A 26,590-nucleotide genomic window follows, 5' to 3' on the forward strand; every position below is an offset into this window, starting at 1 on the left:
GGGCTCACCGGTGCACGTCGAAGAGCGCTGCGCCCTTCTTCAGCGCGCTCCTGGCAATGACACCGCGATGGATCTCGCTCGTGCCATCGAAGATGCGGTAGATGCGGGCGTCGCGGTAGTAGCGCTCGATCGGCAGTTCCTTGCAGAATCCCATGCCCCCAAACACCTGCACCGCTCGATCGACCACGCGCCCCAGCGTCTCGGCCGCGTGCACCTTCACCATGGCGATCTGCTCACGCGCGTCCAGGCCCTGGTCCAGCATCCACGCCGCGTGATAGACCATCCAGCGCGCGGCGTTGATCTCGATGACGCTGTCGGCCAGCATTTGCTGCACCATCTGGAAATCGCCGATGCGGGTCTTGAACTGCTGGCGGTCGTTGGCGTAGTCCAGCATCAGCTCGCACACATGCGTGGCCTTGCCCACGGCGCGCGCGCCCACCTGGGCGAGGCGCACCACGTTGAGCGCACCCATGGCGAGCTTGAAGCCCTGTCCTTCTTCACCCAGCAAAGCGGCGGGCTCCAGCGGCACATCGCTGAAGAACAGCTCCAGGTGGGGCGTGCCCCGGATGCCCATCATCGGCTGGTCCTTGCCCACGGTGAAGCCCGGCAAGCCCTTGTCGACCATGAACATGGAGATCTCTTTATCGCCGGTGCGCGCCGAGACGAGAAAAAAGTCGCTCCACTCGCCGTCGCTGATGAAGTGCTTGCTGCCGTTGAGCACCCAGCCCGCATCGGTTTTTTTCGCATGGGTCTGAATGCCAGCGGCGTCCGATCCGGCACCGGGTTCGGTGATGGCGATGGCGCAGGTGCGTGTGCCTTCCACTGCGGGCTGCAGCCAGCGTGCCACCTGCTCGCCCTTGCAATGCAGCAGTGGTTCGTACACGTTGCCGAAAGCGCGGCGGATCAGGTAGTCGCTGGTGTGGCCGAACTGTTCTTCGCACAGGATGCGGTCCAGGTTCGACAGGCCAGCGCCACCCAGCCCGGCCGGCATGTTCAGCGCGTACAGTCCCAGCGCGCGCGACTTCTCATGAAGGGCCTGCGCCTGCGTGCGGTCGAGGTGGCCCTGCTCTTCCAGAGTGTCTTCGAGCGGGCGCAGTTCTTCGGCGATGAACCGGCGAACCGTGTCGATCATCATCTTCTGCTCGTCGTTGAGTGCAAAGTCCATGGGGTTCTTTCAGAGAATCACGACCGGCGTTCCACGAACGGGCGGCTCGCGGCCAGGCAGCGCGCTGCCCATTCGTTCACACCGGTGGTTTTCTCGCGCTCGAGGTGGATCACTTCCACGCTGATCGGCAAATCTGCAGGCAGCGCATCGAAAAGACCCGCCAGGTCGATGCTGCCCTCGCCAGGCAGCAGGCGTTCGCAGCGCGCGGTGTGGATCATTTCTTCGTGGCTGAAGTGCGTGCCGGCCTCCGCATCGCAAATCTGCGCGTAGTGCAGCAGCGCGCGCGGAATGGCGCGGATGTCGTCCGGCGTGGTGTGCGAGCGCCCGAAGTGAAGCGCGTCGACCAGGATGCCGGCGTTGGCCGGCTGGCCTGCCTCGCGAACCACGCGCAGCGCCGCCTTCGCATCAGGTACGCCGGTCCAGGGCATGAATTCAAGATCGGCCGTCAGCCCATACGGCGCCATCACCTCGCACAGGCGGGCATAGCTCTCGATCAGGCGCGCCTCGTCGCGGTCGTCACCCGCCACCAGAATGGCCCGGGCCTGAAGTGCCGCGCCCGCGTCGTACAGCGCATCCCAGGTGTGCGGATCGAAGCCTGCATCGATGCGGATGATCTCCAGATCCAGCACGCCCACGCCGGTGTCGCGCTGCGCGGCCACGGTCTCGCGCAGCGCCTCGGGGTAACCCAGCAGGTACTGCTGCGCAGCACCCGGTGCGTTGGGCCACAACCGCAGGCCCACGTGTTGATAGCCTTCGGCCGCTGCAACGGCAATGGCTTCGGCGGGCGAGCATCGGTGGGCGCCCAGGTAGGCAAGGGAATAGAGGCGGGTCATGGCGGTGCGCCCCGTGTTCAGGGGGCGTAGATCGGCTTGCGGCCGGCGGCAGCGCTGCTGCCGCCGGTGTCGGCGGTGAGGTTGAAGAAGGGCGACGCGCCGCTGATGGCCGCCAGCTGAGTTGCCACCGAAAGCAGCTCGGGACCGAGCTCCTGCATGCGCTCGGGCGTGAAGCGCACCGTGGGGCCCGCGATGGTGATGACACCCATGGCGGCCTGGCCGGCGAACCGCACTGGCGCTGAGATGGCCGCGAGGCCCAGGCTGTAGGTGTCGGTGGTCATGCTGAAGCCGCGTTCTCGCGTGGCGCGCACAGCGTCCATGACCGCCTGCAAGGTGGTGGGGGCGTTGGGCCCAAAGGCCTGCACGGGCCCCAATCCCTGGCGCGCCAGCAGGCCCAGGCCTTCGTCGTCGCTCAGGGTGGACAACCAGGCCCAGCCAGACGATGAACACGAGAGCTGCGCGTCGATGCCCATGTCGGGGTCGTACCGCAGGCCCTGGCGTGCGCCCTGGGCGCGTGCCACCCAGGTCAGGCGCTCGCCGTCCACCACCGAAAGCCGCACCAGCTCGCCCGACACCTCGGCCAGGTGGTTCAGCAAGGGCTGCGCCACGTCGACGATGCCGCTGTGGCCCAGGTAGGACAGGCCCATGCTCACCAGTCGGGTGGTGAGCATGTAGTCGCCGCGCCCGCGGGCCTGGCGCACATAGCCCAGACGAACCAGATCGGCGAGCAACCGGTGTGCGGCACTGCGAGGCATTTCAAGCTGGTCGGCGAGCGCAGCCAGTTCCATGCCTTCGCCGTGCCGCGACAGCAATTCCAGAATGCCCAGGGTTCGTTCAAGTACACCGCTCATGCAGGAGAGTCTAGCCAAAATCGGAATTAAGTTCAATAATTGAATTTAATTCCACTTTTCATTACTTTCGCCATCCATGTCTGAGCACCCTTCCACAGCGGATGTCCTCAACGGCGCCACCCGCATCCACTACATCGTGGGCGACCCCATCGCCCAGGTGAAGTCGCCCGCCGAAGTCACGCGCGCGCTGCAGGCGCAGGGCCGCAACGCGATCGTGGTGCCGGCCCATGTGTCGCCGCGCCACCTCGCCGACTGGGTTGCTGCTGCCTCGCTGGCGCAAAACGTGGACAGCATCATCGTGACGGTGCCGCACAAATTTGCCTGCTTCGAACTCTGTGCCACCACCTCGGAGCGGGCCGCGTTTCTCCAGACCGTGAACACCATGCGCCGTGGTGCCAACGGCGGCTGGCATGGCGACATGTTTGATGGGCTTGGTTTCGTGACGGCCTTGCAGGACAAGGGCTTCGAGCCCAAAGGCAAATCGGCTCTGGTGGCGGGGGCCGGCGGCGCCGGCTCGGCCATTGCGCACGCGCTGGTGATCGCAGGTGTGAGCCGACTCGCGGTTCACGACACCGACGCCACGCGCCGCCAGACCCTGGTGGACATGCTCGCGGGGCTGGGGCTCTGCCCGGTCGAGCACGGCAGTGCCGACCCGGCAGGCTTCGACCTCGTGGTCAACGCCACGCCCGCCGGCATGCGGACAGGCGACCCCTACCCGGTGGACGTGACGCGCCTGCAAGCCGGCGCCATGGCCGCGTGCGCCATCACGGCACCTGCGGTTTCGCCCTTCATCGCGGCCGCCCGCGAGCGGGGTTGCGGGAGCCTCACGGGCATCGAAATGTTCGATCGGGTGAAAGACCTGATCGTCGAATTCCTGCTGGGTCGATGAAAACCGCCGCCTGCGGGTCACTGGCCCAACCAATGAAGGATGGGGGACTAAGGACTAACCCGCGTTGCGTTCGATCATCGAACGAATCGGGATGCTGATCGAACTGGAGGCGCCAGATAACCGTGGACCCCCACGCGGCCTGCTTCTACATTGAATGCCGGAACCCGGAAGGCCGGGTGCAAAGACTTGATTCGTGAACCCAAAAGGAGACAACACCATGCAGATTTTCAAACGCCAGTTTCTCGTCACCGCCATGGCTGCCATGGCCGCTGCCACCCTGGGTGGGCCTGCCAACGCGCAGGGCTATCCCGAACGCGATGTGACGGCCGTGATCCAGTGGGGCGCTGGCGGCGGTACCGATGTCGCCATGCGCGGCTACGCGCCCTATGCCGAAGAGGCGCTGGGCAAAAAGATCGTGCTGCAGAACAAGCCCGGTGCGGCTGGCGCCATCGGTGCGAACTTCGTGCTGCAGCAACCCGCCGACGGCTACACGCTGCTCATGGGCGCGGAGCCGCAAGCGCTGTTCCGCGTGATGGGCATGGCCGATTTCGACTACGACAAGTTCTATCCGATCAACATCGCGGCAATCGCCAACTCCATCATTCTGGTGGCGCGTAACGACGCACCGTGGAACACGATGCAGGATCTGCTCAGCCACGTGCAGGCCAACCCCAAGAAGCTCAAGCAGTACCTCGCCGGGCAAGGCACCGTGCCCTTCACCGTGAACACCATGGTGAAAAGCCTCACCAGCTTCGAAACCATCCTGGTGCCGTTCGATGGCGACGGCCCGGCCATTGCCGCGCTTCAGGGCGGCCACATCGACTTCGGCTTCATCGCCTCCGGCGCGGTCATTGAACACGTGAAGGCGGGCCGCCTCAAGGCGCTGGGCGTGCTCGACAACAAGCCCTTCCAGGGCATTCCGCCCATGACGGATGCGCCCTCGCTGCGCGCGCTGCCCAAGTACCTGCCCTGGGGCTCGTTCTACGGCGTGTTCGTGCGCAAGGAAACACCGGAACCGGTGAAAGCCAAGCTGGTGGCGGCCTTCAAGAAGGCCGGCGAGAACCCGCAGTACCGCAAGTTGATGGAAGGCCGTGGCACCACCATGCTCAACCTCAGTGGCGCCGAGGCCGATGCCTTCATCCGGAAGTGGCAGTCCACCACCGCGTGGCTGTACCAGACCGCAGGCACGGCCAAGGTCGATCCCGCCACGCTGGGCATCCCCAAGCCCTGATCCGCCCGGGTGATCCGGCGCAGGCGGCGGCCGGATCACCCGCCTCATTCATTCGAGGAGACACGCGATGCACACCAGCCACCCTCGACTGGCGGGCGAGCTCACCTTCATGGTCCTGCTCGTTCTCGTGAGCCTGTTCCTGCTCTGGACGGCCTACCACATCTCCAGTTTTGATTCGCTGGCAGCGCCCGGCACCTTCCCGGCGTTCTGCGCCGCAGCGATGGCCATCACCGGGCTGTTGAACGTGGTGAAAACCGCGCGCAAGAAGTTGAACCTGGAGAACGGCGAAACCACCGCCCAGCAGTTCGTGCGCAAGATCACGCCGCTGCAGCTGGTGCTGTTCTCGGTGCTCATCTTTCTCTACATGCTGGGCATGGAGTACATCGGCTTTCTCCTCGCCTCCTACGTTTTCCTGGCCTTGTCCATGTACCTGCTGGGCAGCCGCCGAGTGCTGCTCAATCTGCTGATCAGCGCCCTGGTGCTGGCGGCCATCTTCATCGTCTTCCGCACCGCCTTCTCGGTCATCCTGCCCGCTGGCAGCCTGGTTGGCCCCTACCTGCCGGAGTTGCTGAAATGATGGAAGCCCTCGGTTATTTCCTGATGTCCTGGCTGGACATCCGGATGCTGCTGCTCACCGCGCTGGGCACCTTTGCCGGCATCTACATCGGTGCCATTCCGGGCCTGTCCGTCACCATGGCGGTGTCCATCCTGATCTCCTTCACCTTCAAGTGGGACGTCAACCACGCGCTGGCGTTGATCTCGGGCATCTACCTCGGCGGTGTCTATGGTGGCTCGCGCAGCGCCATCTTGCTGAACATTCCCGGCGCGCCCGCCGCCATTGCCACGGGCCTCGATGGTTACCCGCTGGCCAAGCGCGGCGAAGCCGGCCAGGCCATTGGCCTCACCACCATCGTCTCGGTCTATGGCGGCTTCATCGGCATCCTGGCGCTGGCCGTGGCCGCGCCTGCGGTATCGAGCCTGGCGCTGAAGTTCGGCCCACGCGAATACCTGCTGCTGGCGATCTGGGGCATCCTGCTGGTGGGCAGCCTGTCGGGCGAATCGCTGTCCAAAGGCATTTTTGCCGGTGCGCTCGGCGCCCTCATTTCCTGCGTCGGTCTGGACCCCATGACTGGCGAGCAACGGTTGACGTTCGGCAGTCTCCAGATGTCGGCCGGCATCTCCTACATCGCCGCCATGATCGGGTTCTTCGGCGTGTCCGAAGTCATTGCGCAACTGCACGAGCTCAAGCTCAAGGCCATCAAACAGAACGTCAGCAAGATCATTCCGTCCTGGGCCCTGCTTCGCAAACACCTGCCGCTGGCCACCCGCACCTCGGCCATCGGTGTGGTGGTGGGCGCTCTCCCCGGCGCTGGCGGCGACATCGCGGCGCTCATGGCCTACGACCATGCCAAGCGCACCGTCAAGAACCCGTCGCGCCCGTTTGGCGAAGGCGCCTACGAAGGGCTGGTGGCGCCGGAGTCTGCCAACAACGCGGCGGTCGGTGGTGCCTATGTGCCCATGCTCACGCTCGGCATTCCCGGCGATGCGGTGACCGCCGTGATCATCGGTGCGCTCTACATCCACGGTCTCAAACCCGGGCCGCTGCTGATGATCGAGACGCCGCACCTGTTCTGGTTCATCGTCGGCTCGCTCACCCTGGCCAACATCTTCCTGCTGTTCTTCGGCCTCACCGGCATCAAGCTGTTCGCCAAGATCGTGGAAACGCCCAAGCCCGTGCTGCTGCCGCTCATCCTGGTGCTTTCGGCAGTGGGCGCCTACGCCATCAACAACAACCCGGTGGACGTGTACTGGATGCTGGGCTTCGGGCTGTTCGGCTACTTCCTCAAGATGTATGGCTTCCAGGTGGGGCCGGTGGTGCTGGGCATGATCCTGGGCCCCCTGATGGACCGCAGTTACCGCCAGACCATGCTGTCCACCGGAGAAGACGTGGGCCTCTTCTTCACCGAGTTCTTCACCACGCCGCTCTCGGCGATCATTCTGGCGGCACTGGTGTTCACGCTGGTCAGTCAGACGGCCTGGTACAAGCGCCTGCGGTACGGCAAGAACACGGCCTGAGCGGTGGGTGTGGCGCCCTCATATGCTTTGAGTCCATAAACAAACTACTTCATAGTCGTTGGGTCGTGAGGGACAGCTTCAGAGAATGCAATCTTTGCATTTGAAGGAGCTCCCTTGAGCACTCCCCACCCCACCGTCGTCATCGTCCCCGGCTGGCGCAACTCCGGCCAGGGCCACTGGCAGACGCTGTGGTCAGACACCCTTCCCTCGGTGCTGCGCGTGGAGCAGGACGACTGGCTCGCGCCGGTGCGGCGGGCCTGGGTGGATCGACTCAGCGAAACGATTGCACATGCACCTGGTCCCGTGGTGGTGGTGGCCCACAGCCTGGGCTGCATCACCACCGCTCACCTGCCCCCTAAGGTGGCGGCCCGCATTCAGGGTGCCCTGCTGGTGGCGCCAGCCGACCCGGAACGCCGGGGTGTGCTGGCCGATTTCGCGCCCGTGCCCTACCAGCGGCTGCCGTACCGCAGCGTGCTGGTGGCCAGCGGCAACGACCCCTATTGCCCCGTGCGTACCGCCGGCGCCTACGCGCGCGCCTGGGGCAGCGAGTTCGTGCGGCTCAACGACGCGGGACACATCAACGTGGATTCGGGCCACGGCCACTGGCCGCTGGGCCTGGCGCTGCTGCAATCGCTGGGCGCCGAGCTGACCACCGCCCGAACACCTCAGCCTGCCTGAGCCCGGCTTATGCCTGATCCCCATAAGAAAACAAAAACAAAGTCGTTTGGATTTGCAGCAAGGGTGCCCAGAATTCGTCACATCCTGTTTCGCTCTGGAGCTTCCTCATGAAAAACACCTTGCGCGTGGCCCTGGCCGCGGTCGCCCTTTCCACCTCTGCGCTGGCCTCTGCACAGACCACGCTGCTCAACGTGTCGTACGACGTGGCGCGTGAGTTCTACAAGGACATCAACGTCGCCTTCGCCGCGAACTACAAGAAGTCCACCGGCAAAGACATCAAGGTCGACCAGTCGCACGCCGGCTCCAGCGCCCAGGCGCGTGCCGTGGCCGATGGCCTCGAAGCCGACGTGGTGACCTTCAACACCACCACCGACGTGGACTTCCTCGCCGAGAAGGGGGTGGTTGCCAAGGACTGGCGCCAGAAGTTTGCGAACAACGCCGCGCCCACCACCTCGACCATGCTGTTCCTCGTGCGCAATGGCAACCCCAAAGGCATCAAGGACTGGGACGACCTCATCAAGCCCGGCGTGCAGGTGATCGTGGTGAATCCCAAGACCGGTGGCAATGGCCGCATGGCCTATCTGGCGGCGTGGGGTTACGTGCGCAGCAAGGGCGGAACCGACGCCGAAGCCGCCGAGTTCGTGAAGAAGCTCTACGCCAATGTGCCGGTGCTGGCGCGCGGCGGGCGCGACGCCACGGGCGTCTTCCTGCAGCGCAACATCGGCGACGTGCTCGTGACCTTCGAGTCCGAAGTGGTGTCGGTCGACAACGAGTTCGGCAAAGGCAAGGTAGACGCCGTGCATCCCAGCGCCTCCATCGTGGCCGAGAATCCGGTGGCCATCGTCGAGCGCACGGTGAACAAGAAGGGAACGGCTGCAGAGGCCAAGGCTTACCTTGACTTTCTCTACAGCGCCGAAGGGCAGGAGATCGCCGCCAGGCACAACATCCGCCCGCGCAACGAGGCCGTGCTGAAAAAATACGCCACGGCTTTCAAGCCCATCAAGTTCTTCACCGTGGGCGACTACTTCGGTTCGCTGGCCGAAGCGCAAAAGGTGCACTTCAACGACGGCGGCCAGTTCGACAAGATCTACACCGTCGGCAAGTAAGCCATGGCTCCCGTTCCTTCCGCCGTGCTGGCGGGTGCCGCGCCTGGCCCGCTGCCTTTCGTGGTGGCCAGCAGGCGACCCACCCGCCGCGTGCTGCCGGGCTTCAACATCACGCTCGGCTTCACGGTGTTCTACCTGAGCCTGATCGTGCTGATCCCGCTCTCGGCGCTGTTCTTCAAGACCTTCACACTCACCTGGCCGCAGTTCTGGGAAGCAGTCACTGCACCGCGTGTGCTGGCTTCCTACAAGCTGACCTTCGGCGCTTCGCTCATCGCCGCCACGGTCAACGCAGTCTTTGGCCTGCTGGTGGCCTGGGTGCTGGTGCGCTACAGCTTTCCGGGCAAGAAGATCGTCGATGCGCTGGTTGATCTGCCGTTTGCACTGCCCACCGCCGTGGCCGGCATTTCGCTCACCGCGCTGCTGGCAGGCAACGGCTGGATCGGGCAGTTCACCGAGCCGCTGGGCATCACGCTCGCCTTCAACCCCAATGGCGTGGTGATCGCGCTCATCTTCATCGGCCTGCCCTTCGTGGTGCGCACGGTGCAGCCAGTGCTGGAAGATTCGGAGAAAGAGCTCGAGGAAGCCGCCACGTGTCTGGGCGCCACGCGCTGGCAGACTTTCTGGCGTGTGATCTTCCCCAGCATTGCACCCGCCCTGCTCACCGGTTTTGCCATGGCGTTCGCGCGTGCCGTGGGTGAATACGGTTCGGTGATCTTCATCGCCGGCAACATGCCCATGGTGTCCGAGATCACTCCGCTCATCATCATCAGCAAGCTCGAACAGTACGACTACGCCGGCGCCACCGCCGTGGCACTGGTCATGCTGCTGTTCTCGTTCGTGCTGCTGCTGCTCATCAACGGGCTGCAGGCCTGGCAACGCCAGCGCTCTGGCGGAGGCATGCAATGAGCACGCCCCTGAATTCAGCACGCACCGAGGCGGCCTGGGTGCGCCGCACGCTGATCGGCGTGGCGCTGGTCTTCATGTTCCTGTTCCTGGTGCTGCCGCTGGCCGCGGTGTTCACCGAAGCACTTCGCAAAGGGCTGGACGCCTACCTGGAAGCGCTCAGGGACCCGGACGCCTGGTCCGCTATCCGCCTCACGTTCTTCACCGCGCTGGTCGCCGTTCCGTTGAACCTGGTGTTCGGCGTGGCCGCAGCCTGGGCGGTGGCCAAGTACGAGTTCCGGGGCAAGTCGTTCCTGACCACGCTGATCGACCTGCCGTTTTCGGTCTCGCCCGTGGTGGCGGGCCTGATCTACGTGCTGGTGTTCGGCGCGCAGGGCTGGCTGGGGCCTTGGCTCGCCGAGCACGACATCAAAATCGTGTTCGCCGTGCCCGGCATCATCCTCGCCACGATCTTCGTCACCTTCCCCTTCATCGCACGCGAGCTCATTCCGCTGATGCAGGCACAAGGCAACGACGAAGAGCAGGCCGCCATCGTGCTGGGCGCCACGGGCTGGCAGACCTTCTGGTACGTCACGCTGCCCAACATCAAATGGGGCTTGATCTACGGCGTGATCCTGTGCAACGCACGCGCCATGGGCGAGTTCGGCGCGGTCTCGGTGGTCTCGGGTCACATCCGCGGCCAGACCAACACCATGCCGCTGCACGTGGAAATTCTTTACAACGAATACCAGTCGGTGGCTGCGTTTGCCGTGGCCTCACTGCTGGCGCTGCTGGCCCTGGTCACGTTGGTGATCAAGTCGGTGGCCGAATGGAAGATGGAACGCGAAATGAAAGCGTTGGCAGAACTCCCGCCGGAACGGCCCACCCCACTCACCCCCTTGGGACAACCGTCATGAGCATTGAAATCCGCGACATCAACAAACACTTCGGCACCTTCCAGGCGCTGAAGAACGTCAACCTCGACATCCACTCCGGCGAACTGCTGGCCTTGCTGGGTCCCTCGGGTTGCGGCAAGACCACGTTGCTGCGAATCATTGCGGGGCTGGAGACGCCGGACACCGGCAGCATCCTCTTCGCTGGCGAGGACACCACCGACGTGCATGTGCGCGAGCGCAACGTGGGCTTCGTGTTTCAGCACTACGCGCTGTTCCGCCACATGACGGTGTTCGAGAACGTGGCCTTCGGCCTGCGCGTGAAACCGCGCGGCGAGCGCCCCAGCGATGCGCAGATCAAGACCAGGGTGCTCGATCTGCTCAAGCTGGTGCAGCTCGACTGGCTGGCCGACCGTTACCCCTCGCAGCTCTCCGGTGGCCAGCGCCAGCGCATTGCTCTCGCGCGTGCTCTCGCCGTGGAACCCAAGGTGCTGCTGCTCGACGAACCTTTCGGCGCGCTCGACGCCAAGGTGCGCAAGGAACTGCGCCGCTGGCTGCGCCGACTGCACGACGAGCTGCACGTGACCAGCGTGTTCGTCACGCACGACCAGGAAGAAGCACTGGAAGTGGCCGACCGCGTGGTGCTGATGAACCAGGGCCAGGTGGAGCAGATCGGTGCGCCGCAGGAAGTGTGGGAACACCCCGCCAGCCCGTTCGTGTACGGCTTCCTGGGCGACGTGAACCTGTTCCATGGCCGCGCGAACGAAGGTCTGCTCCACCTGGACGGCGTGTCGATCGACTCGCCCGAACACGCCGGTGCGCGCGACGCGAAGGCTTTTGCCTACGTGCGCCCGCACGACCTGGAGGTGCAGCGCTACGCGGCGGGCCTGCCCGGCATCGTGGCCAGGCTGGACCGCGCGGTGGTGGTGGGCCCGATTGCGCGCCTTGAATTGCTGCCGGTGGATGCACAGGCCCCAGGCGGACACGATCCATTGATCGAGGCCCGCATGTCGTCTGATCGATTCAAGGAACTGGGCTTCAAAGAAGGTGACACGCTGGTGGTCTCGCCCAAGAAGGCTCGGGTGTTCCTGCAAGCGCAGCCCGCCTGAGCCGGCCGTGCGCTGCCGGTGCGTTCCTGATGCGTTCCTGATGCCGGGTGTGCTACGTTGCGGGCCATGACGCCCCCGCCTGAATCACAGCCCGACAACGGACCGCCTTCGCCCCGCTGGCCAGGCGCCCTGGTGTGGGTACTGGCCGCCCTGGCCATGCTGTCGCTGCAGCCCGTGCTGGACCTCGCCAATCTCGCGCTGCTGCTGGTGCTGGCCGCGGCGCTTGCCGCGCTGTGGCTTCCACCGGTGTTGTCGATGGCGGCTTGCGCGGTGGCGGTGCTGGGCTTCAATTTCCTCTTTGTGCCGCCGCTGCGCACCTTCACGGTCGATCTCCACCAGCATGCGCTGCTCCTGCTCACCATGCTCTCGGTGAGCTGGATGGTGGCCCTGCTCATGGCGCGCCAGCGCCGCCTGGCCGAAGCCGAGCGGCTGCTCGCCAGGCGCGCACGGCAACTGCAGGATTTTGGCGAGGTGCTGCGCGATGCCGACGACCCGCGCGAGCGCGCCCCGGAACTGCAGGCGGCGCTGGCGGCGCTGGTGCATCGGCCTGTCACGCTGCTGCTGCAGGGGGCGGAAGTCCAACGCATCGGCGAGTGCACCAACGACGAAATGGAGGGCCTGTTGACCTGCCAGCGGCAAGGCCAGGCCATGGGCCCGGGCACCGGCCGCCATGAGGAACAGGCCGCCTGGTACCTGCCGTTGCGAGGGCGGCGCGCCGGCCTGGGCGCAGCCCTGCTGCCGCTCGACGCCCTGCCCTCGGCAGACGCCACCTTGCGCGCCCACGCCCAGGCGCTGTGCGATCAGATGGGGCTGGCGCTGGAGCGCGCTGCCGCCACACAGGCGGCCACCGCCGCGCGCGAGGAAGCCGGCACGCAACGCCTGCGCAACACCTTGCTGGCCGCCATCTCGCACGACTACCGCACACCGCTGGCTACCATTCTGGGTGCCGCTTCGTCGCTGCACGACCAGGCCGAACGGCTCGCACCGGAACAGCGCCAGCGCCTGGCCGCCACCATCATCGACGAGGCTGGTCAGCTCGGTCGCATCACCGACAACACCTTGCAGCTGGCACGGCTGGATCAGCCCGCGCTGGCCCTGCACCTCGACTGGGAGTCGGCCGAGGAGATCGTGGGCACGGTGCTGCGCCGCACACGCCAGCGCCACCCGGCCCGACAGATCAAGGCCAGCGTGCAGGCGGGTCTGCCGCTGCTGCGCTGCGACGCCGTGCTGCTGGTTCAATTGCTCGACAACCTGGTGGACAACGCGCTCAAGCACGGGGGTGATGCGACCCCGGTGGAGATCGTGGTGACCCGGGAAGCAGCCCACGTGCGCATGGCGGTGCGCGACCATGGCCCCGGCATCGCGCCCGCATGGCGCGAGCGCGTGTTCGACGCCTTCCAGCGCGGGGATTCCGCCACCGATGCACCACCCCGGCGCGGCGCCGGTGTGGGCCTGGCGCTGTGCCGCCTGATTGCGCGCGCGCATGGCGGCGAACTGGTGCTGCGCGAACGCGACGGCGGTGGCAGCAGCTTCGAGTGCACCTTGCCGGCGCTGGACACGCAAGCCACTGCTGTGGAGGCCCCGCCATGAGCTTGCGCGTGCTGCTGGTGGAGGACGACCGCGAACTTCGCGCCACCCTGAGCGAATCGCTCCGGGTCGAAGGCTATGAAGTGCTGGCTGCGGCCAGCCTGGCCGACGCGCGCGCCCTGCTCGCCAACGCGGGCCCACAAGGCGGCATCCACATCGTGCTGCTCGACCTGGGCCTGCCGGACGGCGACGGCGAAACGCTGCTGGCTGCGCTGCGCCAGGGACGCGGCGTGCCCGTGATCGTGATCTCTGCGCGCGAGACCGAAGACCCGAAGATCCGCCTGCTCGACGCGGGTGCAGACGACTACCTGGTGAAACCCTTCCCACTGGGTGAATTGCTCGCGCGCATGCGCGTGGCCTTGCGGCACCGGGGCACCGCCATGCAGGCAGCGGTGACGCAGTTCCGGCAAGGCGACCTGCTGGTTGACCTGCGCGCGCACCGTGTGCAGCGCGGTGGTGAAGACGTGCACCTCACGCCCACCGAATTCAAGCTGCTGGCGCGGCTGGTGCGCAGCGCCGGCCAGGTGGTGACGCACCGGCAGCTGCTGGCCGACGTGTGGGGGGCGGAGTTCACCGAGCACACGCACTACCTGCGCCTGTACATGGGGCAGTTGCGCGCCAAGCTGGAGGCCGATGCGGCCGACCCGCAACGTCTGTTGACCGAACCCGGTGTGGGCTACCGCCTCGTGGAGGGCGAAGACTGACGAGCCGGCCCGGATCCTTATGCGTTCCTGATGCTCCCATCGCTACGCTGCGGCTCCTCTCCACTTCGTCTGTCTTTTCATGCCTGCGACCGTTTCCACGCTCAATGCCGAGCTGCCTTCAAACGCCCTGCGCCGTCAGGGCACCGCCGCCCTCACGCTGGGCGCCATTGGTGTGGTGTATGGCGACATCGGCACCAGCCCGCTCTACACCGTCAAGGAAATCTTTGCGCCCACCACCGGCGTGGCGCTGAATGCCACCAACCTGATCGGCGCGGTCTCGGTGATTTTCTGGGCGCTCATGCTGGTGGTCACGCTCAAGTACGTCACCCTGATCCTGCGGGCCGACAACCGCGGTGAAGGGGGAGGTCTTGCGCTCACCGCCCTGGCCGCCCAGGCGGTGCGCTCACGCCCGGCCCTGCGCCGCGTGCTGCTGCTGCTCGGCGTGTTCGGCGCCACGCTGTTCTATGGCGACAGCGTGATCACGCCGGCCATCTCGGTGCTGGGTGCCATGGAAGGGCTGCAACTCGTCGCGCCCGGGCTCGCGCCCTACGTGATCCCCATCACCGTGGCGATCGTGCTCGGCCTGTTTGCCGTTCAGCGCTTCGGCACCGGCCTCGTGGGGAAAATGTTTGGCCCGATCATCGTGCTCTGGTTCGTCACGCTCGGTGCCATCGGCATCGTGCACATCATCGACCAGCCGGCCATCCTGAGTGCACTCAATCCGGTGCACGCCTGGAATTTCCTCATGGAGCGCGGCTGGAAAGTGTTCGCCGCGGTGGGCGCCATCGTGCTCGCGCTCACCGGTGCAGAAGCGCTCTACGCCGACATGGGCCACTTCGGCCGTAAACCGATCCAGCTCGCGTGGACCGGCCTGGTGCTGCCCGGCCTGGCGATCAACTACATGGGCCAGGGGGCGTTGCTGATGGGCGACCCCACCGCCATCGAAAACCCGTTCTACCGCCTGTTCCCCGAAGCCTGGGTGCTGCCCGCGCTGGTGCTGGCCACGATGGCGGCCATCATCGCCTCGCAGGCCGTGATCTCCGGCGCGTACTCCATGACCAAACAGGCCATCCAGCTCGGCTTTCTGCCGCGCATGACGATCCGCTACACCTCCGCGCGTGAAGCCGGTCAGATCTACATACCCGCCGTCAACTGGGCGCTCATGGCCGGTGTGGTGGCTGCGGTGGTGGGCTTCGGCAGCTCTTCGGCGCTGGCGGGCGCCTACGGTATTGCCGTCACGCTCACGATGATGATCACCACAGTGCTCACCTATTTCGTCGTCAGCGAAGGCTGGCGCCTGCCCCGGCCTCTGGCGGTTGGCGCCACGGTGTTTTTCCTTGCCATCGACGCCCTGCTGGTGGCGGGCTGCGCCATCAAGTTTTTTGACGGCGGCTGGTTTCCGCTGGCGCTTGGCCTGCTGCTCTTTGGTGTGATGAGCACCTGGTCGCGCGGACGTGGCATCGTGCTGGACAGCATCCGCAGCGATGGCCTGGAGCTGCAGCCCTTCATCGACAGCCTCGATCCCGCCACCATGCGGCGCGCCTCGCGCACCGCGGTGTACCCCGTGGCCGACCCCACCACCGTGCCACAGGCGCTGCTGCACAACCTCAAGCACAACGAAGTGCTGCACGAGCGCAACGTGATCCTTACCGTGGTGTTTCGCGAGGTGCCCTGGGTGCCGATGGACGAACGGGTGGAGGTGCAGCCCTTGGGCCACGGCTTCTGGCGCGTCACGTTGTATTTCGGTTTCATGAACACACCTGATGTGCCCAAGGCACTCACGCTGACCGAATCACACGGCTTGCGCGTGCCGGTGTTCGAGACCAGCTATTTCCTGAGTCGAGAAACCGTGGTGCCGACGCCGGGCAGCGGCATGTCGGCATGGCGCGAACACCTGTTTGCGGCCATGAGCCGCAACGCGGGGGGTGTGGTCGACTATTTCCGCCTGCCCGGCAACGCGGTGGTCGAACTCGGAACGCGGGTCAACATCTAGGCGTCTACGCAGCGAGCTTGATCTTGCCCTCGGCGACGAAGCGCTTGAAATCGTTCAGGGGAATCGCGGTAGAGCCCCGTGTGCCTTCGTCTTCCCAGCTCAGGGTCACGTCGTTCAGCCCGGTCTGGACCTTCACAGCTCCGGGCCGGATGACGAGGTTCGCACCGTCGCCTTCGCGGTATTCAACCTTGCCAACAATCTGTGCGCTCTGGGCCTTGGGTGAAGCTTGTGTCATGGGGTTACCGGGTAAGTTCAAGCAGTGAGGAGACGGCGCGCACCGGCCAGGGCGGGTTGCCCGTGGCCGATATCGCGGTAGGGGTGGTGGCGGGAGATACCGTGGTCGCAAGCCAGCTTGTCGTAGGCCCGGCGCACCACGCTGTAGCACTCGCAGGTGCGGCTCTCCAGCGCCTCGCGGTCGAGAATGGAAATGTGGCCGCGGTGGTAGTCGATCACGCCGGCTTTCTGGAGCTTGAGCGCGCCATTGGTCACGCCTTCACGGCGCACACCCAGCAAGCTGGCAATGCGTTCCTGCGTGATCTGCATGTCTGCGCTGTCCTGTCGGTCCAGGTGTTGCAGCAGCCAGCGGCAAAGCTGCTGGTCGAGCGCGTGGTGGCGGTTGCAGGCCGATGACTGCGCCATGTGCGTGAACAGCGCCTGCGTGTACGACAGCAGCTTCTGCATGAAGGCTGGTGAGCGGCGCGTGTGGTGCAGGACGGCCTGCGTGCTCATGCGGTAGGCCATGCCCGGGCGCTGCACGATGGCTTCGCACAGGGCGGTGGTGTCACCCATGAAGGCGCACACGCCCACCATGCCTTCATTGCCGACCACCGCCACCTCTGAAGACGCGCCGTCTTCGAGTGAGGACACCAGCGATACGGTGGCGGTAGCCGGAAAGTACACATGCCGCACTTCGGTGCCCACCTGGTGCAAAACCGCGCCCGCGCGCAACTCTTCCCACATCAGGTCGGGTTCCAGTTGCTGCCATTCGGCGCTCGCCATGGCGGCAAGCAATTGGTTCTTGCCCGGCAAGGAGGTGATCGTGGAGGTCATGGCAGAGCCCTTTCAGCGTGGTCTTTCGTTTGGAACCACGTACAGGGCAAGCAGCGCTCCCGCTCCACCGGGGTGCTGTGAAAAGTCGGCCGGATGGCCACAACCGAAGTTGCGGCAAAAGTTACCGGTCAGATCCGCTGGCCTTCAGGCGTTGAGCGTGATCTTGCCTTCGTCGATGTAACGCGTGAAATCCACCAGGGGCATGGCGGCCGAGTTATGGGTCTCCTCTTCTTCCCAGCTCAGCGTGGCGTCGATCAGGCCCGTCTCCACGCTGACCGGCCCTGGGCGTATCACCATGTTGGGGCCCTCGCCCTCGCGGAACTCCACTTTTCCAACGATGTGTGCGGTGTGCGGCATGAGGATTCCTCCAGATGGTCAGGGGGGTTCAACGCCAGCGGCTGCTGGAGATTCATGCTACGGCCCCGCACCCGGCTGCGGGGGCAACCACCACGTAACACCCGCAACACGCGGATACAAAGCTCACTGCTCAGGGTGGCAGGCACAGGCTTCACCGTGAGCCGCAGACACCAGTTCATCAAGAATTCCACAGGGGCCGGCATCGCCATGTTCGCCGTTGCAACGCGAGCGAAGCTGCAGCAGCTGTTTCTCCAGCGCACGCATGCTTTTCAGACGCGCCCGCACTCGGCTGAGCTGGTCGTCCACCAGCGCATCCACATTAAGGCAATGGCCCTGCGGGTCGTCCACGAAACCCAGCAGGCGCTTTACATCGGCCAGTGGCATGTCCAGCGCACGGCAATGCCGAATGAAGGACAGTCGCTCCAACTGCGGCTGCGCATAGTTGCGGTAGCCGTTGTCCAGCCGCGCGGGCTCGGGCAGCAGGCCTTCCTTCTCGTAGAAGCGGATGGTTTCCACGTCCACGCCCGTGGCGCGGGCCAGTTCCTTGATCTGCATGGTGCTCTCCTGTGCGGCCGCCGCGAAGCGCGAGGCCGCAAGGTCACACTGTAGTGACTTCAGGCTTGCGCTGCCGCTCGCCACGCTGGTCGATGCGATGGGCCTCCAGGCGCTCGAAGAGCTCCAGCATCCACACCACGCGCTCGCCCAGGGCTTTGGTGGCGGCCGCTTCGTGTGCGGGGGCATCCAGTGGCAGCGGGCGGGTGTCGCAATGGTCCACGAGGTAGGCAATGGCGGCCAGCGGCGGCGTGTCGTTGGCGGCTGCGCGCTTCCAGCCCGACAGCACCGACGCGCTGGCCAGCAGCACCAGCTTGCGCGAGGTGGGCACCACCGCGCGCTGACGCAGCGGGTCCAGGCCATCGCGGCGCAATTGCTGGCCGATCTCGGCGTAGATGAGGCGCGCGGCACGGATGGCCGAGCGGCAGTCTCGTGGCAGCAGCGCAATGCCGGCTGCCGCCTGGTGGTACAGGCGATCGGCTTCGTCGAGCAGGCGCGCCACCACGGCCTGAAGTTCAGGCGTGCAGGTGGGCCGCTGCATCCACACAGCCGCATCGATGCCCGCCTGTGCGAGCCACTGGCCCGGCAGGTAGAGCCGGCCGTTGCGTGCGTCTTCGCCCACGTCGCGAGCGATGTTGGTGAGCTGCATGGCCACGCCGAGCTCACACGCTCGCGCGAGCGCCTGCGGGCTTCTCACGCCCATGATCCAGCACATCATGGCGCCCACGCTGCCGGCGACACGCGCGCCGTAGTCGTGCAGGTCTTCCAGCGTGTCGTAGCGGCGGCCCTGCGCGTCCCAGGCGAAGCCATCGAGCAGGGCGTCGAGCAAGGCGCGTGGCAACTGGTGGCGCTGCACCACCACGGCCAGCGCCCGGTCTTCCACATGGTCAAGCGGCTGGCCACGGTAGATGTGATCGAGCCGGTTCGAGAGCGTGGCCAGCGCCTGGTCGAGCGCCATGCCACCGTCATCCACCAGGTCGTCGGCTACGCGGCAGAAGGCGTAGAGCGCGATGGATGAAGCCCGGACGCGGTGCGGCAGCAGGCGGCTGGCGGCAAAGAAGGTGCGCGAACCGGTGCGCATGAGCGCCACGCAGGCGTCCAGGTCGTCTACCGGCCGCAGGGGTGCTGCTTCAGCGAGTGCGGGCATGGGATGGCGAGCTGGCAAAAGTGGCGGCATCGGGCACCACCGAATCGAGCGCCTTGGCGGACATGAGCACGCCGGGCACGCCGGCGCCGGGGTGCGTGCTCGCGCCCACCATGTACAAGCCTTCAATGTCTTCGCTGCGGTTGTGCGGACGGAACCACGCGCTCTGCAGCAGCAGCGGCTCCAGGCCGAAGGCCGCGCCCTTGAACGAGAGCAACCGGTCGTGAAAGTCCTGCGGGGTGGTCACCAGCGATGCGCTCAGGTGGTTCTGGAACCCGGGCAACACGGTGCGGTCCAGCACCTCGGCCATGGCGCAGCGGAAGGCTTCGGCCTGCTGGGCCCAGTCGGTGCCGCTGTCGAGGTGGGGCACAGGCGCCAGCGCATAGAAGGTGTCGTGGCCCGCTGGCGCCATCGATGCGTCGCTCGCGGTGGGGCGGTGCAGGTACAGGCTGAAATCGTCGGCCAGCTTGTGACGGCGAAAGATGTCCTTCAGCAATTCCTTGTAGCGTGGACCCAGCAGCATCATATGGTGCGGCACGTCGGCGTACTGCCGGTTCGTGCCGAAGTACCACACGAAAAGGCTCATGGAATAGCGGCCATTCTCCACTCGCCGGTCGCTCCAGTGCCGGCGGTGCTGCGGCTCGATGAGGTGGCGGTAGGTCCATGCGGTGTCGGCGTTGGAGACCACGATGTCGGCGGCGATGCGCTCGCCACTGGCAAGCGTCACACCGGTGGCTCGACCCCGGTCTACCTCGATGCGTTGCACCTGGGCGTTGCAACGCAGCTCACCGCCCTGCCCTTGCAGCAGCGAAACCAGCCCCTGCACCAGGCGCCCGGTGCCACCCACCGCCCAGTGCACGCCGTACTTGCGCTCCAGCGCATTGATGAGGCTGTAGATGCAGGTCACCGAAAACGGATTGCCGCCAATCAGCAGGCTCTGCAGGCTCATGGCCATGCGCAGCTTGGGGTGCTTCAGGTGGCTGGCCACCATGGCGTGCAGGCTGCGCCAGCCGCGCATTTTCAGAATGGCGGGGCTGGCCTTGATGAGGTCGCCCACGGTGTCGAAGGCCTTGGCGCCCAGCGCCTCGAAGCCCAGGCGGTAGCAGTGGTCGGCCTCGGCCATGAAACGCTCGTAGCCGGCCGCGTCGCCCGGGCTGATGCGGCGCACCTCGGCACGCATCTTCGCGGGGTCGCCGCTGTAGTCGAAGTGGTCGCCGTCGGCGAAACGGATGCGGTAGAACGGATCGAGCGCGCGCAGCTCGATGTCGTCACTGAACTTTCGACCCGCCAGCGACCAGAGCTCCTCGAACAGGAAGGGCACGGTGATGATGGTCGGGCCGGCGTCGAACACGTGGCCGTTCTGGTGGTGCACGTAGGCGCGGCCGCCGGGCGCATCGAGCTTCTCGAGCACGGTCACGCGCCAGCCTTTGGCGGCGAGTCGAACGGCCGAAGCCAGCCCACCGAAGCCGCTGCCGATGACCACCGCATGGGGCCTGTCGGATCGCATCACCTTTTGCGGGGCGCTCGGCCACAGGTCGTCGGGCGTCCGGAATGCGTTCATGCCTTCTCCATCGCCCAGCCCCAGAGCTTCTGCATGGGCGTGGGGAACGCCATGATCACGTGCTCCACGATGGCCAGCCCCAGCAGGGCCGCCAGCAGCACCCAGCCGGTGGTGATGGTGGCCACGCCGCTGGACACCTGCCACACCATCCACGCCCACACAGCGCAGGACAGGCCCACCGCCAGGAAAAAGAAGACGCTGACCGGGCCGCGCCTGAAGTAGGAGGCCAGGTAGGCGAGGTGCCGCGGCAGGTACTGTTCGCCCGTTTCGGGCACACCAAAGAACAGGTTCATCTTGGCCGAGAAGCGCATGCACCACAGCAGCGCAAACGTGCAGATGGCCACATGGCCTGCCTGTCCCTGCTGCATCCAGAGCAACACACCGAAGTTGGCCAGCAGGGCCAGCTCGTGCCAGAGGATGGCCTGCACCGACTGCCTGAAACGTGTCCAGCCGCGCGCACCCGGCTGCAACGGCACACGGCGCGGGCCGGTGAGCCACCCGGTGAGAAAGGCCATCTCATGCCAGCTCCACATCGCGATCACGCTGGCGAAGGCCAGGTACGCGCTGCCCACCGTGTGGTCGTGCATGCTGATCGAGGTGGTCCACAGGCTGACGAGCAACAGCACGCTGAGCGCACCCATGCTCCAGCGAAAACTCGTCGGCGGGCGCCGCACCAGCCACAGGATGGCACCCGTGCCGAACCACCAGCACAGCAGGGCAAACAGGGCAGGTGCGAGCAGTTCGTTCATCGGGAGGTGCGCTCTACCAGACCGGGTCCATGCGGATGTCTTTGGGCAACTCGTGCTGGATCACCGGCACCAGGAAGAGCCGGCCGAACGTGAAGGCGGCCTGCACCGCGCAAACGCCCCGGCGCAGCCGACCCATCACGCCGCCCTGCTTGGTGGCGCGGTCGGCGGCCAGCGAGATCTGGAGCAAGCGGTCCATGCACTGGCGGAACACCGGGTGGTCGATATCGACCTCGATCGGGAACACCTGGCGGCAGATGTCGGAGGTGATGCGGAACACCGTGTAGTCGTACTCCCGGGAATCCAGCCCCATGGCCTCGTGCAGCAGCGGGCGCGTGTGATCGCGAACGAACATGGTGGCGTACACCGCCAGAATGAAAAAGCGGATCCAAAGGCGGTTGCCACCCCGCAGCAGATGGGGCTGCGAACGCATGATGAGCGCAAACGATTCGCCATGGCGGAATTCGTCGTTGCACCAGCGCTCGAACCAGCGAAAGATGGGATGGAATCGCTTGTCGGGATGGCGCTCGAGCTGGCGAAAGATGGTGATGTAGCGCGCGTAGCCGATCTTCTCGCTGAGGTAGGTGGCGTAGAAGATGTATTTGGGCTTGAAGAATGTGTAGGCCTTGGTGCGCTTCAGGCTGCCCAGGTCAATGCCGAGGTTGAAATCTTTCAGCGACTGGTTGATGAAACCCGCATGGCGCGATTCGTCGCGCGCCATGTAGGTCATCAGTTGCTTGATGTCGGGGTTGCTGACGTTCTTGCGGATTTCGTTGTAGAGGATGCAGCCGGAAAACTCGGAGGTCAGCGAGCTGATGAGGAAGTCCAGGAACTCCTGGCGCATCTCGGGCGAGAGCTGCGGCATGAGCGTTCGCACCTCGTCGGCAAACGCGGCGTCGCGCTGGAAGTGATCGTGGTTGTTGTCGCCTTCGTACTCCTTCATCAACACGTCCCACTCGGCACGCACGCTGGAGACGTCGAGCGCGTCCATGGCCTTGAAATCGGTGGTGTAGAAGCGCGGTGAAAGCACGGTGCTCTTCACCGCTTTGGCGTTGGCATCGGCGGCGCTCTCCACGGTGTCCATGAGCCGGTCCACATGGTCGATGTCGGCGGTGGCGGTGTGCATGTTGTGCTCCTGAAATCTGGCGAATTACTGGACGGACCTGGCCCACTGCAGCTGCGCGAACACGGCCGAGTTGGTGGGCCCGAAGGATTCCAGCGGAATGCGCTGGCCGGTGGCCTTGTCGAGCAAGGTGATGCGCCCGCCCACATGGCCGATCAGCTCAAAGGGGACGTCGGCTCCGAACTCGGTGCGCTTGCGCTCACGTGCCAGGGCCCGCAGGCTGCCGCGCAGAAAACCCTGCTCGCCCTGAAAGCGCGCCACCTCTTCACGGGTGCTCGCGTCGATCACCGCGATGTCGCCGTTGGGGCGGTCTTCAAACTGCAGCAGGCGCTGCCACTGCACGGCACCAGCTTCATCGGACACCACACCACCATTGACCTTGTACTGCCAGGTCACCGCCACCACGGTGGCCAGCAGCAAGGCGCCCAGTGCGCGGATTGGCCACGGCGTGGCGGTGCCCAGCGGTGAGGGATGGTGCGTGTTCATGCCGTCACCGCGGGTACACGGTTCTCGCGCGGAGCGCGCACCGGCAGCTGCACCACTTCGCCGCGCACCGGAGTGGCTTCGGGATGCACCACATTCCAGGCTTGCTGAATGCGCGCGCCCACGGCTTGCGCATCGGGCACGCAGCGCAGGCTGGGCTGCGGCTGGCGCAGCTGCCATGGCCGCGCATGAGGCCAGAGGTTGAGCCAGGCGATGCGGTCCGAGCCCGACAGGGTGAGCGCGATGTCGCCATGGCCCGCAGCCTGCGGTTTGATGGCCGCCCCCGAGACCTGCCGCAGCGGCAGGTTGAAGGTGAGCGTGAGCACGATGCCGATGCGCATGACGATGCGGCGGTCGGTCAGGGTGTAGAGCGTGGTGCGGGCCGAGAACCACGCGATGGTGGTGAGCAGGCCCAGTGCCAGCAGGGCCATGCCCGCGCTGGTGAGCAGCGGGCGCACCAGCGGCGCTGCCGGGTCGGCGCTGAGGTAGATCCACTGCAGGGCCAGCATGGCCGTGAAGTACAGCGCCAGCTTGCGCACATGAAAAGCGTGGATGGCCAGCATGCGGAAATCGGGGCTGCCCTGCCAGATCATGCGTTCACCCTTCGGCAACGGCTCAGGCAGGCCCGGCGCGGCCTCGAACTCGTGTTCGTGGTGCGCGTTCACAGCATGGGCTCCTGGCGGCGAGGCGTGGCGTACAGCGTGCCGGCACCGTAGTAGGCGGTGATCTTTTCTTCTTCCAGGAAAGTCACCTGTTCCGGGTTGGCGAGGCCCGGCACGTTGGCGAACTGCTCGGCCAGCAACGCATGCACAAACACACCGTGCTTGCGAATGCGCGAGAAGGTCATGGGCAACAGCACCGAGCGGCCCGAGGCCAACTGAACTTCGAGGTAGCGGAACAGCATTTCCGAGCGGTCCACCCACAGGTCCTTCACCTCGCCGGCCACTTCGCGGTCGGCGCCGACCACCGGCAGACCGCGCGGGTCGATGTCCTGCAGCGCCACGCCGTGGTCACCCGCCACCCGCAAGGGCACGATCTTCACGTGGCCCTCAAAGGTCATGTCTGGCGCATCGGCTCGCTGTGCCCAGGCACCCGGCCCCACGCCGGCCAGCAGCGGGTCGCCCACCGGCTCCAGCGGCGCACCTGCCCAGCGGTGGGTGGGTTGCGCGGTGTAGGCGCCATCCGGCCGCTCCGGGTTGGGAATGTGCACCTCGCGTCCATCGTGCAGCTTGTAGGTCTTGGTGTCGGGGAGCGGCCAGCCACCGGTCTTGGGGCCATTCTCTCGCCCGGGGTCCATGGGATAGCCCTCTCGGTGGTTCTCACGCAAGAGGTAATAGATGAGACCGGCAAAGAAGATCCAGAACGCGTAGAGCACGAGTTGTGCAACGTCGACGTACTGCGTGATGGCGCCTGTTTCCATGGTGGTTCTCCTGGTGGTGTCAGCCTGGCAATTCGGCCAGACCTATGGGGCGAGGTTGACGGACAGTGCCCGAGGGGTTGCGCCGCACCAGCGGCCCCAACGCGATCAGCACGACGAAAAGCAGGTAGATCTCGAGGTGAAAGACAAAGCTGTAGCCGGTCGCGGTCGAGTTGAGCGATTCGCCCAGCCAGCCATTGGTGGCCAGGCTGGAAACTGCGTCACGCAACACGCCACCCAGCGCCATCGACAGGCCGCCGGCCGTGGCCTGCACCGCGCCCCAGGCACCCAGCACCAGGCCGGTGAGTTCTTTCTCCGGCAGCTCCATGGCGGTGAGCAGCATGCTCACCGAGAACAGACCACCCGAGAAGCCGATGAGCGCCGCGCCGAACTGGAACAGGGGTGCGGAATTCAGCGGGGCGGAGAAGATGACGCAGGCAAAAGCCGGCAGACCGAGCAAGGCACCGATGGCCGCCAGGCGAATGGTGTCGAGACCGCGCGCCATGAAACGCGCGGACAGCACGAAAGCCAGCAAGGCGCCGCCGGCGCTCATGGCGGTCAGCGAACTGGTGAGGCTCACATTGAGGCCCAGCACCTGGCCGCCGAACGGCTCCAGCACGATGTCCTGCATGCTGAAGGCGACGGTGCCCAGGCCCACGGTCCAGAGGAAACGCTTGATCTTCGGAATCGCCATCAGGCGCTTCCAGCTTCGCGAAAAGCCATCGGGCTCGCGCGCTCCGCGACGGGGCTGGCGCGGCTCCTGTTTCCAGAGTGAGGTGATGTTGAGCAAGGCCACCACCACCGCAGCGCCCTGCACCACCTGCACCAGGCGGGTGGGCGTGAAGTCGATCAGCGCCAGGCCCAGCAGCGCACTGCCCAGAATCATGCCCACCAGCAGCATGCTGTAGAGCAAGGCCACCACGCGGGGTCGCTTGGTCTCGGGCGAGAGGTCGCTGGCCAGCGCCATGCCAGCCGTTTGCGTGATCTGCATGCCCGCGCCCACCAGCAAGAAGGCCAGCGCAGCACCAATGCGCCCGGCCCACACGGTGATGTCGGTCACGGTCAGCAACAACAGCGCGAACGGCATGATGGCCAGGCCGCCGAACATGAGCAGCGTGCCGATCCACATGTAGGGCATGCGTTTCAAGCCGAGGGCCGAGGGGTGCGTGTCGCTGCGGTAGCCGATGAGCGCGCGCAGCGGCGCGAACACCAGCGGCAGCGCCACCGACAGCGCAACCCACCAGGCCGGCACATTGAGCTCCACGATCATCACGCGGTTGAGCGTGCCCACCAGCAAGGCGATGGTCATGCCGATCGACGCCTGGAACAACGACAGCCGCAGCAGGCGACCGAGCGGCAGGTCGGCCGAGGCCGCGTCCGCAAACGGCGCGTAGCGCAGTGTGATGTTCATCGCCCAGGAGGGCGACAGCAGGCGTTGAAGGTTCACCGTGTCCACTCCCAGGCCTGCGAGGTGTAGAAACCGCTGGAGACGCGCTGGCTGCGGCCTTCCTTCCAGCCGCCGAGGCGCTGCACCAGGGCAGCCCGCAGGCGGGCTTGCGACACCGGCGTGAGCGCGGGCGAGCGATCGCTGCGCGGGAAAAAGCGGCCCAGCGTGTGGGCCACGCTCAGCAAGGGGCTGCTGGGCGCGATGGTGAAGAGCACGCTGCCGCGTGTGCGGGCAGCAAGCCGCGCAATGGCGTTGGCGATGTCGGGCGTGTCGTAGTGAATCACCGAGTCCATCGCCACCACGTGGTCGAACTGGCCCAGGGCGTCGTCCAGCATGTCGCCCGAGAGGTATTCGATGCTGCCGCCGCGCCCGTTGGGCTGCAGCGTGGCGTTGCGTTCGCGGCCCAGCTGCACCAGCGTGGGCGAGAGGTCGATGGCCACAACCTCGGCGCCGCGTTGCATGGCCTCCAGGGCGAGGGCGCCGGTGCCGCAGCCGGCATCGAGCAGGCGCAGGCCCTGCATGTCCTGCGGCAACCAGCCAAGCAAGGTGCTGCGCATCTCATCGCGCCCGGCGCGCACGGAGGCGCGGATGCGGCCCACCGGCGCGTTCGAGGTCAGGCGTTCCCAGGCCTGGGCCGCCGTGCGATCGAAGTAATTTTCGATCTCGGAGCGGCGCTCGATGTAGTTGGCGTTGGACGTTTTCATGCGCGTCTT

General features: G+C 65.9%; 28 protein-coding genes. 12 read left to right on the plus strand and 16 right to left on the minus strand.

The genetic code is table 11. The features are described 5' to 3' along the window. Positions 1 to 4: 4 nt before the first annotated feature. The 3 genes from CAP37_RS10605 to CAP37_RS10615 are packed head-to-tail and all read right to left on the minus strand — an operon-like array spanning position 5 to position 2,849. The gene (locus tag CAP37_RS10605) at positions 5 to 1,165 is read right to left on the minus strand and encodes an acyl-CoA dehydrogenase family protein (protein WP_086124127.1); all 1,161 of its coding nucleotides are present in this window, start codon (positions 1,163 to 1,165) and stop codon (positions 5 to 7) included. Between the two features lie 17 nt (positions 1,166 to 1,182). Further along, positions 1,183 to 1,998 (minus strand): sugar phosphate isomerase/epimerase, encoded by an 816-nt coding sequence (locus CAP37_RS10610; RefSeq protein ID WP_086124128.1) that lies wholly within the window; start codon positions 1,996 to 1,998, stop codon positions 1,183 to 1,185. 17 nt (positions 1,999 to 2,015) lie between these two features. Continuing rightward, positions 2,016 to 2,849 (minus strand): IclR family transcriptional regulator, encoded by an 834-nt coding sequence (locus CAP37_RS10615; RefSeq protein ID WP_086124129.1) that lies wholly within the window; start codon positions 2,847 to 2,849, stop codon positions 2,016 to 2,018. A 76-nt stretch (positions 2,850 to 2,925) separates the two neighbouring features. Here CAP37_RS10615 and CAP37_RS10620 point away from each other — a divergent pair, with 76 nt between their 5' ends. The 12 genes from CAP37_RS10620 to CAP37_RS10675 all read left to right on the plus strand — a co-directional run bounded on the left by CAP37_RS10620 (position 2,926) and on the right by CAP37_RS10675 (position 15,997). Further along, a complete protein-coding gene (locus CAP37_RS10620) occupies positions 2,926 to 3,738 on the plus strand; it encodes a shikimate dehydrogenase (RefSeq protein WP_086124130.1) in 813 nt (270 codons plus the stop codon). Between the two features lie 217 nt (positions 3,739 to 3,955). Continuing rightward, positions 3,956 to 4,969 carry a tripartite tricarboxylate transporter substrate binding protein gene (locus tag CAP37_RS10625; RefSeq protein WP_218776846.1) on the plus strand — a complete coding sequence of 338 codons (1,014 nt, stop codon included), beginning with the start codon at positions 3,956 to 3,958 and terminating at the stop codon, positions 4,967 to 4,969. Positions 4,970 to 5,036: 67 nt separating this feature from the next. After that, positions 5,037 to 5,546 (plus strand): tripartite tricarboxylate transporter TctB family protein, encoded by a 510-nt coding sequence (locus CAP37_RS10630; protein ID WP_086124131.1) that lies wholly within the window; start codon positions 5,037 to 5,039, stop codon positions 5,544 to 5,546. Further along, positions 5,543 to 7,045 carry a tripartite tricarboxylate transporter permease gene (locus tag CAP37_RS10635; protein WP_086124132.1) on the plus strand — a complete coding sequence of 501 codons (1,503 nt, stop codon included), beginning with the start codon at positions 5,543 to 5,545 and terminating at the stop codon, positions 7,043 to 7,045. Before CAP37_RS10630 ends, CAP37_RS10635 begins: the two co-directional genes overlap by 4 nt. Before the next feature lie 114 nt (positions 7,046 to 7,159). After that, a complete protein-coding gene (locus CAP37_RS10640) occupies positions 7,160 to 7,723 on the plus strand; it encodes an alpha/beta hydrolase (RefSeq protein WP_086124133.1) in 564 nt (187 codons plus the stop codon). A 107-nt stretch (positions 7,724 to 7,830) separates the two neighbouring features. Next, positions 7,831 to 8,829, plus strand: a complete 999-nt coding sequence (locus CAP37_RS10645; RefSeq protein WP_086124134.1) for a sulfate ABC transporter substrate-binding protein — start codon at positions 7,831 to 7,833, stop codon at positions 8,827 to 8,829. Positions 8,830 to 8,832: 3 nt separating this feature from the next. Further along, complete coding sequence (gene cysT / locus CAP37_RS10650) at positions 8,833 to 9,735, plus strand: sulfate ABC transporter permease subunit CysT (protein WP_256926932.1); 903 nt, start codon at positions 8,833 to 8,835, stop codon at positions 9,733 to 9,735. Beyond that, on the plus strand, positions 9,732 to 10,628 hold the full coding sequence (gene cysW / locus CAP37_RS10655) for a sulfate ABC transporter permease subunit CysW (RefSeq protein WP_086124135.1): 897 nt from the start codon (positions 9,732 to 9,734) through the stop codon (positions 10,626 to 10,628). The genes cysT and cysW overlap by 4 nt, the downstream gene beginning before the upstream one ends. After that, the gene (locus tag CAP37_RS10660) at positions 10,625 to 11,713 is read left to right on the plus strand and encodes a sulfate/molybdate ABC transporter ATP-binding protein (protein ID WP_086124136.1); all 1,089 of its coding nucleotides are present in this window, start codon (positions 10,625 to 10,627) and stop codon (positions 11,711 to 11,713) included. The genes cysW and CAP37_RS10660 overlap by 4 nt, the downstream gene beginning before the upstream one ends. A 66-nt stretch (positions 11,714 to 11,779) precedes the next feature. Further along, positions 11,780 to 13,303 carry an ATP-binding protein gene (locus CAP37_RS10665; protein WP_086124137.1) on the plus strand — a complete coding sequence of 508 codons (1,524 nt, stop codon included), beginning with the start codon at positions 11,780 to 11,782 and terminating at the stop codon, positions 13,301 to 13,303. Further along, a complete protein-coding gene (locus tag CAP37_RS10670) occupies positions 13,300 to 14,004 on the plus strand; it encodes a response regulator (protein ID WP_086124138.1) in 705 nt (234 codons plus the stop codon). Before CAP37_RS10665 ends, CAP37_RS10670 begins: the two co-directional genes overlap by 4 nt. 79 nt (positions 14,005 to 14,083) lie before the next feature. Continuing rightward, the gene (locus CAP37_RS10675; RefSeq protein WP_086124139.1) at positions 14,084 to 15,997 is read left to right on the plus strand and encodes a potassium transporter Kup; all 1,914 of its coding nucleotides are present in this window, start codon (positions 14,084 to 14,086) and stop codon (positions 15,995 to 15,997) included. Positions 15,998 to 16,001: 4 nt separating this feature from the next. Here the strand turns inward: CAP37_RS10675 and CAP37_RS10680 are convergent, their stop codons facing one another. The 13 genes from CAP37_RS10680 to bchM all read right to left on the minus strand — a co-directional run bounded on the left by CAP37_RS10680 (position 16,002) and on the right by bchM (position 26,581). Then, a complete protein-coding gene (locus CAP37_RS10680; protein WP_086124140.1) occupies positions 16,002 to 16,232 on the minus strand; it encodes a hypothetical protein in 231 nt (76 codons plus the stop codon). A 17-nt stretch (positions 16,233 to 16,249) separates the two neighbouring features. Further along, positions 16,250 to 17,047 (minus strand): Crp/Fnr family transcriptional regulator, encoded by a 798-nt coding sequence (locus CAP37_RS10685; RefSeq protein WP_086124141.1) that lies wholly within the window; start codon positions 17,045 to 17,047, stop codon positions 16,250 to 16,252. A 144-nt stretch (positions 17,048 to 17,191) separates the two neighbouring features. Continuing rightward, positions 17,192 to 17,404 carry a hypothetical protein gene (locus CAP37_RS10690; protein ID WP_086124142.1) on the minus strand — a complete coding sequence of 71 codons (213 nt, stop codon included), beginning with the start codon at positions 17,402 to 17,404 and terminating at the stop codon, positions 17,192 to 17,194. Positions 17,405 to 17,527: 123 nt separating this feature from the next. Further along, positions 17,528 to 17,959, minus strand: coding sequence for a Cd(II)/Pb(II)-responsive transcriptional regulator (locus tag CAP37_RS10695; RefSeq protein ID WP_086124143.1), 432 nt, complete (start codon positions 17,957 to 17,959; stop codon positions 17,528 to 17,530). Between the two features lie 43 nt (positions 17,960 to 18,002). Further along, complete coding sequence (locus CAP37_RS10700) at positions 18,003 to 19,103, minus strand: phytoene/squalene synthase family protein (protein ID WP_086124144.1); 1,101 nt, start codon at positions 19,101 to 19,103, stop codon at positions 18,003 to 18,005. Beyond that, the gene (locus CAP37_RS10705) at positions 19,087 to 20,661 is read right to left on the minus strand and encodes a phytoene desaturase (RefSeq protein WP_218776848.1); all 1,575 of its coding nucleotides are present in this window, start codon (positions 20,659 to 20,661) and stop codon (positions 19,087 to 19,089) included. Before CAP37_RS10705 ends, CAP37_RS10700 begins: the two co-directional genes overlap by 17 nt. Beyond that, entirely contained in the window at positions 20,658 to 21,410 is a 753-nt protein-coding gene (puhE, locus tag CAP37_RS10710; RefSeq protein ID WP_086124145.1) for a putative photosynthetic complex assembly protein PuhE, read from the minus strand. The genes CAP37_RS10705 and puhE overlap by 4 nt, the downstream gene beginning before the upstream one ends. Before the next feature lie 13 nt (positions 21,411 to 21,423). Further along, on the minus strand, positions 21,424 to 22,533 hold the full coding sequence (gene acsF / locus CAP37_RS10715; RefSeq protein WP_256926933.1) for a magnesium-protoporphyrin IX monomethyl ester (oxidative) cyclase: 1,110 nt from the start codon (positions 22,531 to 22,533) through the stop codon (positions 21,424 to 21,426). Between the two features lie 24 nt (positions 22,534 to 22,557). Continuing rightward, positions 22,558 to 23,016: a photosynthetic complex assembly protein PuhC gene (gene puhC / locus CAP37_RS10720; protein ID WP_086124146.1), complete on the minus strand. Its 459-nt coding sequence runs from the start codon at positions 23,014 to 23,016 to the stop codon at positions 22,558 to 22,560. After that, positions 23,013 to 23,678 carry a photosynthetic complex putative assembly protein PuhB gene (gene puhB / locus CAP37_RS10725; protein ID WP_086124147.1) on the minus strand — a complete coding sequence of 222 codons (666 nt, stop codon included), beginning with the start codon at positions 23,676 to 23,678 and terminating at the stop codon, positions 23,013 to 23,015. The genes puhC and puhB overlap by 4 nt, the downstream gene beginning before the upstream one ends. Then, complete coding sequence (puhA, locus tag CAP37_RS10730; RefSeq protein ID WP_086124148.1) at positions 23,675 to 24,433, minus strand: photosynthetic reaction center subunit H; 759 nt, start codon at positions 24,431 to 24,433, stop codon at positions 23,675 to 23,677. The genes puhB and puhA overlap by 4 nt, the downstream gene beginning before the upstream one ends. A gap of 19 nt (positions 24,434 to 24,452) precedes the next feature. Continuing rightward, positions 24,453 to 25,877: a BCD family MFS transporter gene (locus CAP37_RS10735; protein ID WP_306297831.1), complete on the minus strand. Its 1,425-nt coding sequence runs from the start codon at positions 25,875 to 25,877 to the stop codon at positions 24,453 to 24,455. Beyond that, positions 25,874 to 26,581 (minus strand): magnesium protoporphyrin IX methyltransferase, encoded by a 708-nt coding sequence (gene bchM / locus CAP37_RS10740; protein WP_086124149.1) that lies wholly within the window; start codon positions 26,579 to 26,581, stop codon positions 25,874 to 25,876. The genes CAP37_RS10735 and bchM overlap by 4 nt, the downstream gene beginning before the upstream one ends. Between the last annotated feature and the right edge of the window lie 9 nt (positions 26,582 to 26,590).

The organism is Hydrogenophaga sp. IBVHS1 (genome assembly GCF_002127265.1).
Taxonomy (GTDB): domain Bacteria; phylum Pseudomonadota; class Gammaproteobacteria; order Burkholderiales; family Burkholderiaceae_C; genus Hydrogenophaga.

Coding starts and splice junctions, on each gene's coding strand:
- CAP37_RS10605 (WP_086124127.1), bottom strand. CDS start 1,165: ATGGACTTTGCACTCAACGACGAGCAGAAGATGATGATCGACACGGTT.
- CAP37_RS10610 (WP_086124128.1), bottom strand. CDS start 1,998: ATGACCCGCCTCTATTCCCTTGCCTACCTGGGCGCCCACCGATGCTCG.
- CAP37_RS10615 (WP_086124129.1), bottom strand. CDS start 2,849: ATGAGCGGTGTACTTGAACGAACCCTGGGCATTCTGGAATTGCTGTCG.
- CAP37_RS10620 (WP_086124130.1), top strand. CDS start 2,926: ATGTCTGAGCACCCTTCCACAGCGGATGTCCTCAACGGCGCCACCCGC.
- CAP37_RS10625 (WP_218776846.1), top strand. CDS start 3,956: ATGCAGATTTTCAAACGCCAGTTTCTCGTCACCGCCATGGCTGCCATG.
- CAP37_RS10630 (WP_086124131.1), top strand. CDS start 5,037: ATGCACACCAGCCACCCTCGACTGGCGGGCGAGCTCACCTTCATGGTC.
- CAP37_RS10635 (WP_086124132.1), top strand. CDS start 5,543: ATGATGGAAGCCCTCGGTTATTTCCTGATGTCCTGGCTGGACATCCGG.
- CAP37_RS10645 (WP_086124134.1), top strand. CDS start 7,831: ATGAAAAACACCTTGCGCGTGGCCCTGGCCGCGGTCGCCCTTTCCACC.
- cysT (WP_256926932.1), top strand. CDS start 8,833: ATGGCTCCCGTTCCTTCCGCCGTGCTGGCGGGTGCCGCGCCTGGCCCG.
- cysW (WP_086124135.1), top strand. CDS start 9,732: ATGAGCACGCCCCTGAATTCAGCACGCACCGAGGCGGCCTGGGTGCGC.
- CAP37_RS10660 (WP_086124136.1), top strand. CDS start 10,625: ATGAGCATTGAAATCCGCGACATCAACAAACACTTCGGCACCTTCCAG.
- CAP37_RS10665 (WP_086124137.1), top strand. CDS start 11,780: ATGACGCCCCCGCCTGAATCACAGCCCGACAACGGACCGCCTTCGCCC.
- CAP37_RS10670 (WP_086124138.1), top strand. CDS start 13,300: ATGAGCTTGCGCGTGCTGCTGGTGGAGGACGACCGCGAACTTCGCGCC.
- CAP37_RS10675 (WP_086124139.1), top strand. CDS start 14,084: ATGCCTGCGACCGTTTCCACGCTCAATGCCGAGCTGCCTTCAAACGCC.
- CAP37_RS10680 (WP_086124140.1), bottom strand. CDS start 16,232: ATGACACAAGCTTCACCCAAGGCCCAGAGCGCACAGATTGTTGGCAAG.
- CAP37_RS10685 (WP_086124141.1), bottom strand. CDS start 17,047: ATGACCTCCACGATCACCTCCTTGCCGGGCAAGAACCAATTGCTTGCC.
- CAP37_RS10690 (WP_086124142.1), bottom strand. CDS start 17,404: ATGCCGCACACCGCACACATCGTTGGAAAAGTGGAGTTCCGCGAGGGC.
- CAP37_RS10695 (WP_086124143.1), bottom strand. CDS start 17,959: ATGCAGATCAAGGAACTGGCCCGCGCCACGGGCGTGGACGTGGAAACC.
- CAP37_RS10700 (WP_086124144.1), bottom strand. CDS start 19,103: ATGCCCGCACTCGCTGAAGCAGCACCCCTGCGGCCGGTAGACGACCTG.
- CAP37_RS10705 (WP_218776848.1), bottom strand. CDS start 20,661: ATGAACGCATTCCGGACGCCCGACGACCTGTGGCCGAGCGCCCCGCAA.
- puhE (WP_086124145.1), bottom strand. CDS start 21,410: ATGAACGAACTGCTCGCACCTGCCCTGTTTGCCCTGCTGTGCTGGTGG.
- acsF (WP_256926933.1), bottom strand. CDS start 22,533: ATGCACACCGCCACCGCCGACATCGACCATGTGGACCGGCTCATGGAC.
- puhC (WP_086124146.1), bottom strand. CDS start 23,016: ATGAACACGCACCATCCCTCACCGCTGGGCACCGCCACGCCGTGGCCA.
- puhA (WP_086124148.1), bottom strand. CDS start 24,433: ATGGAAACAGGCGCCATCACGCAGTACGTCGACGTTGCACAACTCGTG.
- bchM (WP_086124149.1), bottom strand. CDS start 26,581: ATGAAAACGTCCAACGCCAACTACATCGAGCGCCGCTCCGAGATCGAA.